15 protein-coding genes are annotated in these 14060 nt (G+C 56.2%); 9 read left to right on the plus strand and 6 right to left on the minus strand.

Features of this window, described 5'->3' with window-relative positions:
• Positions 1-81: 81 nt before the first annotated feature.
• Positions 82-684: an alpha-ketoglutarate-dependent dioxygenase AlkB family protein gene (locus K529_RS00055; protein ID WP_005608850.1), complete on the plus strand. Its 603-nt coding sequence runs from the start codon at positions 82-84 to the stop codon at positions 682-684.
• 17 nt (positions 685-701) lie between these two features.
• Here K529_RS00055 and K529_RS00060 read toward each other — a convergent pair whose 3' ends face one another.
• Positions 702-1523, minus strand: coding sequence for an ABC transporter permease (locus K529_RS00060; protein WP_005608852.1), 822 nt, complete (start codon positions 1521-1523; stop codon positions 702-704).
• Positions 1524-1644: 121 nt separating this feature from the next.
• On the opposite strand from K529_RS00060, the gene cysQ reads away from it, so the two are divergent.
• The 8 genes from cysQ (at position 1645) to K529_RS00100 (ending at position 10710) form a co-directional block, all read left to right on the plus strand.
• Positions 1645-2442 (plus strand): 3'(2'),5'-bisphosphate nucleotidase CysQ, encoded by a 798-nt coding sequence (cysQ, locus tag K529_RS00065; protein WP_005608853.1) that lies wholly within the window; start codon positions 1645-1647, stop codon positions 2440-2442.
• Positions 2443-3243: a 3-deoxy-manno-octulosonate cytidylyltransferase gene (locus K529_RS00070; protein ID WP_005608855.1), complete on the plus strand. Its 801-nt coding sequence runs from the start codon at positions 2443-2445 to the stop codon at positions 3241-3243.
• A gap of 150 nt (positions 3244-3393) precedes the next feature.
• Positions 3394-4287 carry a UTP--glucose-1-phosphate uridylyltransferase GalU gene (gene galU / locus K529_RS00075; RefSeq protein WP_005608857.1) on the plus strand — a complete coding sequence of 298 codons (894 nt, stop codon included), beginning with the start codon at positions 3394-3396 and terminating at the stop codon, positions 4285-4287.
• Positions 4288-4385: 98 nt separating this feature from the next.
• Positions 4386-5369, plus strand: coding sequence for a UDP-glucose 4-epimerase GalE (gene galE / locus K529_RS00080; RefSeq protein WP_005608859.1), 984 nt, complete (start codon positions 4386-4388; stop codon positions 5367-5369).
• Positions 5329-6447, plus strand: coding sequence for a glycosyltransferase family 2 protein (locus tag K529_RS00085; RefSeq protein WP_005608862.1), 1119 nt, complete (start codon positions 5329-5331; stop codon positions 6445-6447). Before galE ends, K529_RS00085 begins: the two co-directional genes overlap by 41 nt.
• 138 nt (positions 6448-6585) lie before the next feature.
• Entirely contained in the window at positions 6586-7572 is a 987-nt protein-coding gene (locus K529_RS00090) for a glycosyltransferase family 2 protein (RefSeq protein ID WP_040641289.1), read from the plus strand.
• Entirely contained in the window at positions 7569-9269 is a 1701-nt protein-coding gene (locus K529_RS00095) for a DUF5927 domain-containing protein (protein WP_005608868.1), read from the plus strand. Before K529_RS00090 ends, K529_RS00095 begins: the two co-directional genes overlap by 4 nt.
• Before the next feature lie 4 nt (positions 9270-9273).
• Positions 9274-10710: a hypothetical protein gene (locus tag K529_RS00100; protein ID WP_005608872.1), complete on the plus strand. Its 1437-nt coding sequence runs from the start codon at positions 9274-9276 to the stop codon at positions 10708-10710.
• 20 nt (positions 10711-10730) lie between these two features.
• Here K529_RS00100 and K529_RS00105 read toward each other — a convergent pair whose 3' ends face one another.
• The 5 genes from K529_RS00105 to K529_RS00125 form a co-directional block, all read right to left on the minus strand.
• Positions 10731-11195 carry a PTS sugar transporter subunit IIA gene (locus tag K529_RS00105; protein WP_005608874.1) on the minus strand — a complete coding sequence of 155 codons (465 nt, stop codon included), beginning with the start codon at positions 11193-11195 and terminating at the stop codon, positions 10731-10733.
• A 55-nt stretch (positions 11196-11250) separates the two neighbouring features.
• Positions 11251-11814 carry a ribosome hibernation-promoting factor, HPF/YfiA family gene (hpf, locus tag K529_RS00110; RefSeq protein ID WP_005608877.1) on the minus strand — a complete coding sequence of 188 codons (564 nt, stop codon included), beginning with the start codon at positions 11812-11814 and terminating at the stop codon, positions 11251-11253.
• A 322-nt stretch (positions 11815-12136) separates the two neighbouring features.
• A complete protein-coding gene (gene lptB / locus K529_RS00115; RefSeq protein ID WP_005608879.1) occupies positions 12137-12895 on the minus strand; it encodes an LPS export ABC transporter ATP-binding protein in 759 nt (252 codons plus the stop codon).
• Positions 12895-13392 (minus strand): LptA/OstA family protein, encoded by a 498-nt coding sequence (locus K529_RS00120; protein WP_005608883.1) that lies wholly within the window; start codon positions 13390-13392, stop codon positions 12895-12897. The genes lptB and K529_RS00120 overlap by 1 nt, the downstream gene beginning before the upstream one ends.
• A gap of 3 nt (positions 13393-13395) precedes the next feature.
• On the minus strand, positions 13396-13995 hold the full coding sequence (locus K529_RS00125) for an LptA/OstA family protein (protein WP_005608886.1): 600 nt from the start codon (positions 13993-13995) through the stop codon (positions 13396-13398).
• Between the last annotated feature and the right edge of the window lie 65 nt (positions 13996-14060).

Here is a 14060-nt window from a genome sequence, read left to right on the forward strand (position 1 = left end):
AATCACCCCTGCAACCGCGCGATTGCCCAGTCATAGGCAATTATGGGCGGTTTTGCGACAAACAGAGTGAAGATTGGGTAAATGGCACGGCTAAAGGTGCGCGGATTCGAAATTCACAAGGGTTTTCTCGCCGCCGAAGCGCAGCGGGAGTTGATTCAGGCGTTGCGCCCGGTGCTGCGTGCAGCGCCTTTGTTTTCGCCAGAAGTCCCCGGGGGCGGTCAGATGTCGGTTCGCATGACCTCTGCTGGTGCCTTTGGGTGGTTTAGCGATAAAAGCGGGTACCGGTACGCAGATCGCCACCCATCGGGGCAGGCATGGCCGGAGATTCCGGCCGAAGTCCTGAAAATCTGGACTGCGCTCATTGACCGGGATCGAATGCCGGATTGCTGTCTGTTCAACTATTATGGCGAAGGCGCTCGCATGGGCCTGCATCAGGACAAAGACGAAGCGGATTTTTCCTATCCGGTGGTGTCGATATCTTTGGGTGATGACGGCTTGCTGCGTGTTGGGGGCACGTCACGCAAAGAGAAGACGGAATCGATCTGGCTCAACTCTGGCGACGTTGTGGTAATGGGAGGGGATGCGCGTCTGGCTTATCATGGGGTGGATCGCATTCGGTTTCGCTCCTCCCGACTGTTGCCGAAAGGTGGTCGCGTGAACCTCACACTGCGAGTTGTGACCTGAGCGGCAAAGCGCGTATATCAGCGCTTTGCACCCCAACTGAGCGACACCGAGCGACGTGTATAAAATTCGCCCATAAGCCCCAGCACAAGGAAGATTAGTGCGAGCCACACGGTATATTCCCACCATGTGACGTGCGGGTTGTAGTTTATAAAAATATAGCCACGCGCCTGATCGATCGTGTGGAACAGCGGATTCCAGATGAACATTGGCAACATGTATCCGGGGAGCGTGTTTGCCAAAACCATTTTTCCTGAAAACAACATGTTAGAGCGCTGATAGATCGTGGAGATGATCCCAATTGCTCCTGGCAGCCAGGGTTTCAATACATAAAGAACCAGCCCGATTGCCGCGCCAGAGGCCCATGACAGGAGCATCATTCCAAACGCCGGAATGGGCTCCTCGATATGGATCGGGGTAAAGGCTACGTGATAGGCAAACAGAATAATCAGCATCGACAACACCTGTAGATACAGCGCTCCAAGCGCAGCCGATAGGATGGCGATCGTGGTATTCATCGGGGCGTGCTGCATCATCGGGCTTGATGCCCCTTCTGCCCCCACAACCGCACCCACTGTTTTGGTATGGGTCATGAACAGGAATACGCCAGACATCATGTAAAGGAGGAAGTCGCCGCGGATCGCAGCGCCTTTGATGCCCATCACAGTGAACATGAAGTAGAAGAACAGCACAAACATCACCGACTGGACGATATTTGTGCCGAGGGCCATGAATGCGTTGTTATGTTTCGACCGGACACTCCTCACCACCGAGTGAAAGACAACTTCACTCAGCGTGATGGCGCGTGAAAGCGACGATTTATCGGTACGATAACGAAACATGGCCTCAGGATTCAGCAGTATGTGGCTTATTCTCGCATGGATTTCTTGCTGATCCATTGCGAAGTAAGCATAAGAAGCACAAATCTTTGTGGCAATATGTGGGTCTTCGGGAGGTCTTCGAGTGAATTATGACGATCTGGTGGTGGTGATGCGGCGTCTGGCACTGGAGGCCGGGGACAAGATCATGGAGATCTACAATGCGGATGACTTCGAGGTAAAACAGAAGTCCGACGACAGCCCGGTGACTGCCGCCGATGAGGCCGCCGATGCCTTGATCTCCGCAGGCTTGCGGGCGGCATTTCCAGGTGTGTTGCTGGTGACTGAGGAACAGGCAGAGTCTCACAGCGCCAAGGGCGACACTTTCCTGATCGTCGATCCGCTGGATGGCACCAAAGAATTCATCAATCGGCGCGGTGATTTTACCGTCAATATCGCTTACGTCGAAGCAGGTGTGCCGACCCGTGGCGTGGTCTATGCGCCCGCGCGCGAACGGATGTTCTACACGCTCGCAGATGGCTCTTCTGTCGAGGAAAAAGGCCCTTTTGCAAAAGATGTTGCAGGTGAGACCGTTGCCCTTCGCGTTGCCGACAGTGACAACAATGCGTTGCTGGTCGTTGCGTCGAAATCCCATCGTGATCAGGCGACGGACGATTACATCAACAAATACAATGTCAAAGACACCCGCAGTGCCGGCTCGTCTCTCAAGTTTTGCCTTGTGGCTACCGGCGAGGCAGATCTCTACCCACGGGTTGGTCGCACGATGGAGTGGGACACTGCAGCCGGTCACGCCGTTTTGAATGGGGCCGGTGGTACGGTGGTGCGGTTTGATGACCACAGCACGCTGCGTTACGGCAAAGAAGGTTTCGCAAACCCGTTCTTCATCGCTCATGCGCCAGCCGTCGAGTTGAAAGAGGCATAAATGTCCGTCCTGATTGTGATCCCGGCGCGCTATGCGTCCACCCGTTACCCGGGTAAACCGCTCGCGGAACTCACTGGCGCAACCGGCAAAACGCGCACCTTGATTGAACGCTCCTGGCGCGCGGCCTGTGATGTTGACGGCGTGGACCGCGTGGTGGTCGCGACGGACGATGACCGCATTAAAGCGGCCGCTGAAGGGTTCGGGGCGGAGGTGGTTATGACCTCAACCGAATGCGCCAATGGGACCGAACGTTGTGCAGAGGCGCATGCGGCATTGGGCGGAAACTTTGAGGTGGTCGTGAACCTTCAGGGTGACGCGCCGCTGACGCCGCCATGGTTCATCGAGGACTTGGTGAACGGGTTGAAAGCTGCACCTGATATGGGGCTCGCCACACCTGTATTGCGATGCGATGGCGCGACGCTCAACAGTTTGTTGCAGGATCGCCGAGAAGGGCGGGTTGGCGGCACCACTGCGGTTTTTGCCGCAGATCACAGCGCGCTTTACTTCTCTAAGGAGGTAATCCCTTACCAGTCAGGTACTTATGAGGATGCCGACGACACCCCTGTGTTTCATCATGTCGGCGTTTATGCCTACCGCCCGGATGCGCTTGCGGCTTATCCGGATTGGCCGGTGGGTCCGCTGGAAACACTTGAGGGGCTAGAACAGCTGCGCTTTCTTGAGAACGGGCGCAAGATCCTGTGTGTGGTTGTTGAGGCACGGGGGCGCGAGTTCTGGGAACTCAATAACCCACAAGACATGCCAAAAATTGAATCAATGATGCTAAAGATGGGGCTGGAATAGGCGAATTTGCGCAAAACTGGTTTAAATAACCGGTGCTGGCCTGAAACTTATGACGCAGTTTGGGGTTCGCCCTACAGTCGTCATGAAACTGTGGTTGAATGGGTGACGTCTGTCGGTCCGGGTCAACTTCGATAAAAATTGAGAGTTTGAATGCCTAGAAAAGTAACAAAAGCTATTTTCCCCGTGGCGGGCCTCGGCACGCGCTTCCTTCCAGCAACGAAATCGGTGCCAAAGGAGATTATGACTCTCGTTGACCGCCCGCTGGTGCAATACGCAATCGATGAGGCGCGTGCTGCTGGCATCAAGGAATTTATCTTTGTCACCTCGCGCGGCAAAGGCGCTCTCGAAGACTATTTTGACCACGCACCTGTTCTGGAGCAGGAACTTCGCAAGAAGGGCAAGGATGAACTGCTCGAAGTTCTTAAATCTACCAACATGGATTCTGGCGCGATCGCCTATATCCGCCAACACAAAGCGCTTGGTTTGGGGCACGCGGTATGGTGTGCCCGCCGCCTGATCGGAGATGAGCCTTTCGCTGTAATGCTGCCCGACGATGTGATTGCTGCGGAAAAACCCTGCTTGCAGCAGATGGTTGAGGCTTACGAGGAAACTGGCGGCAACATGGTTGCGGCGATGGAAGTCGCGCCAGAGAAAACCTCATCATACGGTATTCTGGACGTCAAAGACAGCAACGACGCTGTGGTTTCGGTGAACGGGATGGTCGAAAAGCCCAAAAGTGAAGACGCGCCCTCAAATCTTGCGGTGATTGGGCGTTACATCCTGTCACCTTCGGTGCTGAATAACCTCAACAAGCGCAAACAGGGTGCCGGTGGTGAAATCCAGTTGACCGATGCAATCGCCGAGGATATTGCGCGCGACGTTCCGGTCTATGGCTATCGCTTTAATGGGCGCCGTTTTGACTGCGGTTCGAAATCCGGTTTCCTGCAGGCGACGGTTGCCTTTGCACTGGAGCGCGAAGAGCTGCGTGATGACCTGATGGAGTATATCTCCACGGTCGTACCTTCTCGCAGCGCTGCGGAATAAGTGGCGCTCCACTCCCCGAATTTAGGCCCGCCCCCTTTTGCGGGGCGGCTTTTTTCTACGCATTATAGATACAGATTTCATCGAGGAGGCAGGCGAGAGTGACCTATGTATTGGTGACGGGAGGAGCGGGCTACATCGGCTCCCATGCGTGTAAGGCACTCAAACAGGCAGGCTATACGCCTGTCACATACGACAATTTGGTGACCGGCTGGCAGGATGCGGTCAAATTCGGCCCCTTTGAGCAGGGCGACTTGACGGATCGAACCCGCCTTGACGAGGTGTTCGCCCGCTATCAACCCGTTGCGGTCATGCACTTTGCCGCCCTCAGTCAAGTGGGCGAGGCGATGTCAGAGCCGGGGCGCTATTGGGCCAATAATGTGGGTGGCTCCTTGTGTTTGATCGAGGCCGCGGTTGCTGCCGGATGTCTGGATTTCGTCTTCTCCTCCACCTGTGCCACTTACGGCGAACATGACAATGTGGTGTTGGATGAAAACACGCCGCAACAGCCGCTGAATGCCTATGGAGCGTCAAAACGCGCGGTTGAGGATATCCTGAGGGATTTCGAGGCCGCTCATGGGCTGCGCAGTGTGATCTTTCGCTATTTTAACGTGGCGGGTGCAGACCCGGAGGCTGAAGTCGGGGAATTCCATCAGCCGGAAACGCATTTGGTGCCACTGATGATCCAAGCCATAAAGGGCGAGCGCGCGGCGCTCACCGTGTTTGGCACCGACTATGACACGCCGGACGGCACCTGCATTCGTGATTATGTCCATGTTTGCGATTTGGTCGATGCTCATATCCTTGGCCTTAAATGGCTTGAGGAAGGCAAGGGCAGCCGTGTTTTCAATCTAGGCACCGGAAGCGGATTTTCCGTAAAGGAAGTGCTGTCGCATTCTCGGGCCGTTACCAACACCGAAGTGCCCCATGTGATTGGAGAGCGCCGCGCCGGTGATTGCACCAAACTGGTGTCCGGGTCTGTGCGCGCAGGTCATGAACTGGGCTGGGAGCCAAAACGCTCCACCCTGGATCAGATGATTGCCGATGCGTGGCGCTGGCATCAAAGCGGCCATTACGAGCGTTAATGTGACTGCGCCGCAGTTGCCTCCGATCTCGCTTATGTCAGCCTATCGGCTGCGCATGAAGCGGCGGCGGTATCTGTGGCGTGCCTTTCGGGCACGTCGAGATCTGCGCGCCATAGCGGACAACACGGCCAATATCGCGCAAAATGATATCCTCGTCGTAGTGGTTCTGCGCAATGAGTCTCTGCGCTTGCCTTACTTTCTGGAGCATTATCGCAGGCTAGGCGCGGCGCATTTTCTTGTGGTGGATAATGCCAGCGACGATGGCAGTCTCGCGCTGTTGCAACGCGAAGCAAAGCGTGGGGACCTGTCTATCTGGCAGGCGGATGGCAGCTATCGTGACAGCCGTTTTGGTCTGGATTGGTCCGGCTGGCTCTTGATGCATTTCGGTCATCGCCATTGGTGCCTCACCGTGGATGTGGATGAGTTGCTGGTCTACCCCGAGATGGACCAGATGCCGCTCCCTATGTTGACCGACCGGCTTGAACAGATTGGGCAGACGGGGTTTGGCGCGTTGATGCTTGACCTCTACCCGAAAGGGCCATTGGGGGCGCAGGACTACCGCGCCGGTCAGGATCCGGCAGAGGTACTTCGGTGGTTTGACGAAGCCTCCTATCGCGCGGTGCGGCAGGCCCCGCAGGGCAACCTCTGGCTTCAGGGTGGCGCACGTGAGCGCGCGTTTTTTAGCGCTGCGCCCGAACGCAGTCCAACGCTGAACAAGATCCCCTTGATCCGCTGGCACTGGCGCTATGCCTATACCAATTCGACCCACGCGCTTTTGCCGCGTGCGTTAAACGCGCTCTATGATGGTGTAAAAGGGCAGCTGCCCTCAGGCGTATTGCTCCATACGAAATTTCTACCCGAAGTGGTCGGTAAAGCGGCAGTTGAACGCAACCGCGCTGAACATTTCCACACACCGTCGATGTTTGACGGCTACTACAGACAGATTGAAACCCGACCCGACCTCTGGCACCCCGAGGCGCAGCAATATCGTACGCCGGAGCAGCTGGCGGACCTTGGGCTTTGTCGGGGTTTTGACGAAGATGTCACAAGCCTACCCTCGCAGCGTAACCAATTCTAAACGCATTGTTTCCTAATCGTGGACATGACATATTAATGCGAACTTGCGCGGGTTGAGGCGACCGGCGCCTGTATCGGGGTCTTGGGGCAGATTCCGGAGAGCGGGGATACTGAATTGGGGCTTTGGGACTCTTACCGTATGCGGATCAGGCGCAAGCGCCGGCTTCTGCGTGCGTTAAGGAAATCTCGAAATTTACGCTGCGTGCAAAACAATACGGGTCGCATCCGTCCTGGTGATATTTTGCTGGTCTGCACCTTTCGCAACGAGCAGATCCGACTGCCTTACTTTCTGCAGTATTATCGCAGCCTCGGGGTCAATCACTTCCTGTTTATCGACAATGGCTCAAGCGATGGTGCGCAGGGCTATTTGTCGGGCATGGGAGACGTCTCTGTCTGGAATGCACGCGGCAGCTATAAGCGGGCCACTTTTGGCGTCGATTGGGTCAATGCGTTGTTGCGCAAATACGGCCATGACCACTGGTGCCTTGTCGTCGACGCAGATGAGCTGTTCGTCTATCCTTTTTGCGATACGCGCCCGGTGCGCGCGCTCACAGATTGGCTGGACAGTTCGCAAATTCGCAGCTTTTCCGCGATGCTTCTGGATGTCTATCCCAAGGGGCGCATTGACGAGGAGCCTTACCAACCGGGGCAGGATCCGCTGGACATTGCCCATTGGTTCGACAGCGGAAATTACACGATCACGCGAAATGCGCGTTACGGAAACCTGTGGATACAGGGTGGCCCGCGTGCGCGGGTGTTCTTTGCTGATCGGCCTAAGCTAGCACCTGCGCTGAATAAAATCCCACTGGTCAAATGGGATCGTCGCTACGCCTATGTCAGTTCAACCCATATGCTTTTGCCGCGTGGTCTCAATCAGGTTTATGAAACCGATGGCGGCGAAAAAGCCAGCGGCATCCTGATGCACACGAAGTTCCTCAACACTTTCACTGCCAAGGCCGAAGAGGAACTCAAACGTCGGCAGCATTACGCGGGCTCTATTGAATATACGGCCTACGCCAAAACAGCCGACGCCGCGCCTGAGCTGTGGTGCAAGTGGAGCGAAAAATACATCAACTGGCGCCAGTTGGAGATCCTCGGCCTGATGTCCAAAGGGAACTGGGCATGAGCAATGTTGGCGTAATCATGCTGGTGCACACGGCTTTGGACCGCGCGGAACAGGTTGTGCGGCATTGGACGGCCTCAGGCTGCCCCGTGGTATTGCATGTAGACCGACAGGTAGACCGAAAGGTGTTTCAGGCGTTTTGCGCGCGCCTGAAGAATGATCCATTGGTGCGGTTTTCACGCCGTCATCGCTGCGAATGGGGCACATGGGGGATCGTCGAAGCCTCTCAATGTGCGTCTGAGTTAATGCTTTCAGAGTTTGCTGATGTAGATCATGTCTACTTGGCATCCGGTTCTTGCTTGCCTTTGCGCCCCGTTCAGGAATTGCAGACCTATCTGGCAGCACGGCCTGATATCGATTTTATCGAGAGCGCCACAACTGCGGATGTCCCGTGGATCGTGGGCGGTCTCAGCACTGAACGCTTTACCTTGCGGTTCCCGTTCTCGTGGAAAAAACGCCGCAGATTGTTTGACGGCTATGTGCGGTTGCAACGTAGGCTGAAACTGCGCCGCCGTATCCCAGCCGGGCTGGTACCGCATATGGGAAGCCAATGGTGGTGCCTAACCCGTCGCACCCTCACGGCTATTCTCACGGATGCGGACCGGGCGCGATATGACGCCTATTTTCGCCACGTCTGGATACCGGACGAGAGCTACTATCAGACCCTCGCACGCCTGCATTCCGACAATATCGAGAGCCGTTCTCTGACGCTGTCGAAATTTGACTATCAGGGCAAGCCGCATGTTTTTTACGACGACCATCTGCAATTATTGCGTCGCTCGGATTGCTTTGTCGCGCGCAAGATCTGGCCCCATGCGGAGCGGCTTTATCAGGCGTTCCTGTCGCCCACAGCCGCCGATATCAACCGCACCGAACCCAATCCGGGTAAGATCGACCGGATCTTTGCCAAGGCGGTAGAGCGGCGCACGCGGGGGCGTAAGGGTCTCTATATGCAGAGCCGCTACCCCGCAAAAGGAGTTGAAAATCAGCAGACCTGCGGGGCCTATTCGATGTTTCAGGGCTTCTCAGAGCTGTTTGAAGACTTTGAGAGCTGGCTTGCACGCGCCACGGGCGCGCGGGTGCATGGTCATCTCTTTGCCCCAGAGCGGGCAGAGTTTTCCGGCGGGCAGAAATTGTTCAATGGCTGTCTCAGTGACAGTGCATTGCACCGCGACCGCAATCCACAAAGCTTTCTCACCAATTTGATCTGGAACACTCGGGGCGAGCGTCAGTGTTTTCAGTTCGGCCCACGCGACACTCAGGCGGCCAACTGGTTCATTGCGCAGGACAGCAATGCGCAAATCTCGGTGATTTCCGGGGCGTGGTCCGTGTCGTTGTTCAAGACCAATCGCAGCTTTGCGGATCTACGTCGTGAGGCGGCAAAGTTGCAGCGAATTGAAGCGGAGCATCTGAAAATCCTGCGCGGACACTGGACCAACGCGCGTATTCGGGTCTGGAGTATGGCGGAGTTCATTGAGGCCCCGATGGAGAACCTGCAAACCATTATTGATGAAATCGGTCCAATCTCGCGCAGCCATATCGCAGAGGCTCCGCGCATGGTGGATCTGACCGGCTTTGGCCAGTTTCTGCAAAACCTGAAAAATCAGGGAATGCATCCCTACCTGATGGGCGATTTCCCCACCACACCCGCACCGGCGCGCCCTGCGCGCCAGATGCGTAAAACCTATGTAGTGAAGTAGCCAGATGTCCGGCAGTTTTACCTCCTTTGTGGTGCTCGCAGAGATGCGCACCGGTTCGAATTTTCTCGAGGCGAACCTCAATGCACTTGAGGGGGTGACTTGCCATGGCGAGGCGTTTAACCCGCATTTCATCGGCTACCCCAATTCCACAGAGATCCTTGGCATCTCGCAACAGGGGCGCGAGGATGACCCGCACCAGCTTTTGGCGGCGATCCGTGATGACGCAGACCTAGGTGGATTTCGCTATTTTCATGATCACGATCCCCGCATCCTTGATACGATCCTTGATGATCCGCAGGTGGCAAAGATCATCCTGACCCGTAATCCACTCGATAGTTATGTGTCGTGGAAGATCGCGCAGGCCACAGGGCAGTGGAAGCTTACCAATGTTAAACGGCGCAAAGATGCCAAAGCCATATTTGATGTCGATGAATTTGGCGAACATGTAGATCGGCTGCAAGAGTTTCAGGTAGCTGTGTTGAACCATCTGCAACGCAGTGGCCAGACTGCGTTTTATATCGCTTATGAGGATCTTCAGGACCTTGATGTAATGAACGGGTTGGCGGCGTGGCTGGGGGTCCCTGCGCGCTTAGATGCGCTGGATGACAAGCTAAAGCGCCAGAACCCTGCGCCAGTAATCTCTAAAGTCAAAAACCCGGACGAAATGATCGGTGCGCTTTCGGGAATGGATCGGTTTAACCTGACACTCACCCCGAATTTTGAACCGCGCCGTGGGCCTGCCGTGCCGGGATATGTCGCGGGTGTGGTAACGCCGATCCTCTATATGCCCGTCCGCAATGGTCTGGAGACGCATGTGACCAACTGGATGGGTGGACTTGATAAAGTTTCTGCCGATGGGCTGATCACCGGGATGAACCAAAAGCAGTTGCGGCAATGGCGACATAGCAACCCGGGCTATCGCAGCTTTACCGTGGTGCGTCACCCTTTGGCGCGTGCGCATGATGTCTTTTGCACCAAGATCCTGTCGCGTGGTCCGGGCACGATGAAACAGATCCGAAATACGCTGCGGCGGCAGTTTAATCTCGAGATTCCGCAGGACAACCCGGATGAGAGCTATACCCGCCCGATGCATCGCGCCGCATTCGAGCAGTTCCTGACCTTTCTCAAGGCCAATCTGGCGGGGCAGACCGCGATCAGAGTGGACGCGCGCTGGGCCAGTCAGGCGCAGATTATCAGCGGTTTCGCAGACCTTGGTGCTCCTGATCTGATCCTGCGTGAGGGTGAACTGGCAGAGGATTTACCGTGGCTGGCACGCAAGCTCGGACGAATGGCTCCGGGCGATGTGCCACCTGTGCCTGATGATCGGCCTATTGCGCTCGCTGATATCTATGATGAGAAACTCGAAGCTCTTTGTCGCGCGGTTTATGCGCGCGACTATCTGACCTTCGGTTTTGAGGATTGGGCACGACCAGAGGGCTGATACCTGATCAGGTCGCCGATCTAAGCGGCCTGAACCGACTGACTCTCAGTGAGAATAGTATGCAAGGTCGCCGGGTCCGGGTTGGCCCGCAATTTGGTGCAAAAGCTCTGCTCACGTAGGGTCCGTGACACCAAAGCAAGGGCTTTCAGGTGCTCAACACCCGCATCTACCGGTGCGAGTAGGGCAAAGACAATATCTACGGGTTGGCGATCCACTGCGCCGAAATCCAGTGGTTTTTCCAAGGAAATAAAGACACCAACAACGCGATCAATCCCGTCGAGGCGTGCGTGGGGCAGGGCGACGCCATGTCCCACACCGGTTGGTCCGAGGCTCTCTCGATCGAGAAGCGCTTCGACAGTGAGTTGGGCTTTTAACCCGTAGGCTGCTTGCGCAACTTCAGCCACTTCCTGAAACAGGCGCTTTTTACTCGACGCCGCTCCGATAACACGGACGGCCTCCTGCTTGAGGATGTTCGAAATCTGCATTGCCACTGCTCCATTCGGGGTGAAGGGGCCTTATCCTGGCCCCTTCGCAATTCAATCAGGGATCGATCCAGCCGATGTTGCCATCTTCGCGCCGATACACCACGTTCAGTCCGTCTTTACCTTCGTTGCGGAATACCAGAACGGGAGAGCCAGCAAGCTCCATCTGCATGACGGCCTCACCCACCGACAGCGATGGGATCTTGGTTTCCATCTCCGCCACAATAATGGGCTGCAGCGAGTCCGGCTCCACGTCGGATTCCACTTCTTCAGACGCGAGGATATACGAGCTAGCCCCCATAAGTTCAACCGGCTCGGCCCGATCGCGGTGATGGTCCTTCAACCGCCGCTTGTAACGGCGTAGCTGTTTGTCCATCTTTTCAAGGCAGGCCTCAAAAGACGCATAGATCTCAGTAGCATGAGCTTTTGCCTGACAGGTAAGCCCGGTGGACAGGTGCACGATTGCTTCGCAGACAAATTCATGCGCGTTGCGGGAGAAAACGACCTGAGCATCAGTCGGTCGGCCTGCGTATTTCTCCAAGACCGCACTTAGCTCCGTCTCTACGTGAGTTTGCAGAGATTCGCCGATGTCGATCTGTTTTCCGCTGACTTTGTAACGCATGTGATCTCCTTTTTGTGTTGCCTGGGTCCGCACAGCAGGGTGCGAAGTGTGTGCACAGTCTGTTTCAGGATCGCCAGGAAGGATGGGCACAATATGCAGCATGCAGAAAGCGGTACCCCGAAATCGGGATTGCCAGGTAGACTGCAGCGGGTTGCACATGTGCCATACGTCAATTCGATGACAAAGCCCGCACGGAGTCAATGCAATTCAGCGTGCATTTTGCGGGGGTAGACAACTTGTCGGCGAGCCCTCGCCAAATGAGAGCGTTAAGTGATCGTATGACCGCCATTATATGCCCAAAGACCAGTGGACACAGCCAAGGTCAGGAAATGCGGAAGTTGTCACCAAGATAGACCCGCCGGACGTTTTCGTTCTCGACTACCTCAGAGGGGCTGCCGGACATCAGTACTTGTCCGTCGTGCAGGATATAGGCCCGATCGACGATTTCCAGCGTTTCGCGAACGTTGTGATCCGTGATCAAAACGCCGATGCCCCGCGTCTTAAGGTCCGCCACAAGATTCCGGATGTCGCCGACGGAAATCGGGTCAACGCCCGCAAAAGGCTCATCAAGAAGCAGATATTTTGGATCAGCCGCAAGGCAGCGTGCGATCTCCACTCGGCGGCGTTCCCCCCCCGACAGTGCCAGCGCAGGGGCGCGACGCAGATGTTCGATAGAGAAATCCGAAAGCAGTTCTTCGAGGCGTTCACGGCGTTTGTGGTCATCAGAGACCGCAATATCCAATACCGCCGAGATATTGTCCTCAACCGAGAGGCCGCGGAAGATCGACATTTCCTGCGGCAGATAGCCGATACCCATGCGCGCGCGGCGATACATCGGCAATGAGGTGACATTCTGGCCGTCAAGCGTGACCCGCCCGGCCTCAGGAAAGACCAGCCCGGCGATGGTGTAAAAACTGGTGGTCTTGCCAGAGCCATTCGGCCCCAGCAGCGCCACCACTTCACCGCGGTTGAGTTCCATCGACACGTCGCGGATCACCACGCGTTTGCGATAGCTCTTGCGCATCTTTTCAATGCGCAGCCCGGATGAGCCGGAGGTGACTTCTAACTTTGGTTTGGCCATCAGTTGCCGCCACTGCCCGGTAGAGTGGTACGGACGCGACCGCTCAGAGTGGCGTTTCCGGTGGTGATATTGACTGTCATCTGTTCTGCGCCCAGCGTATTGCCCTGTTGGGTCAAAAGCACATTGCCGCGCATCATTACCGTGCCGCTCTCAATGGTGTAATCGGCCTCGCGCGCCTCGGCAGCATCCTCGCCGCTGACCAGCAACACATTGCCGCGTGCTTCTAGGCGTTCGATCCCGTTGCCCTCGGCTCGTCTGACCACCAGAACATTGTCCGCACTCAGGCGCATCTCGCCTTGAATGATCAACACGCTACCGGTCAGCAATGCAGAGCCATCTTCCTGATTTACGCTCATATTGTCGGAGGTAATGTCGACAGGTTGCGACGTGTCCGTCTGCAGCACCCCAAAGGATACACCTGTCCCCTGCGCCATCAGGGCGGGGGCATGCACAAGGGCTGTCAAACCAAAGAGAATAACAAATGTCAGTCGTCGCACGGGTTATCTTTCTACTTTTGCAGGATCGTACACCAGCTTTACGCCTTCCGTGAACTCTATATGTACCGGGGCGTTCTTCGAATCCGTGAAGATCCGCATTGTTCCGGCGCTAAAATCTCCCATTGGCCCCTCCGCGGTGACAGCGCCGGGGCTGATCACCTCCAGACCGCTGAGCTGTGCATTCAACCGCTCGGTTTCAACACGGGTTCCATCGGGGGTCAAAATCCGCACATTGCCCATCAATATGGCGCTGTCCTGATCCGGGCGAATGGAGCCGCTGTCCGAGAGCATCAGAATACGGCGGCCCTCGGTGGTGAGGATCTCCGCTTCGAGGTCGCTGGCAGAGGCCCCTTCGCCACCACCGCCGGGCAACGCTTTGGTGGCGGCAATGGTAATTTCCTGCCCGGTGGCCGTTGTGCCGGTAAAGAAGGGAGCGGTTACCTGTTGGCCGCGCAGCCGGTTTTCCAGCTCAAAATCCGCAAATGGGATCGAGGGGTCGGTATTGATGGTTCGCGAGATCAAAAACAGCGTCGACAGCAGCGCCAGTGCGGCCAGCGGTAGCGCAACCTTGAGATAAGAGACGACGCGAGAATAGCGATCCATGGCTGTGTCTCCTCTCTGTTATCGTGTTGCTATTAATGCCGCACTCAATGCGTGATACGGCGAGA

The sequence above is a fragment of the Tritonibacter mobilis F1926 genome, from assembly GCF_000376545.2.
Taxonomy (GTDB): domain Bacteria; phylum Pseudomonadota; class Alphaproteobacteria; order Rhodobacterales; family Rhodobacteraceae; genus Epibacterium; species Epibacterium mobile.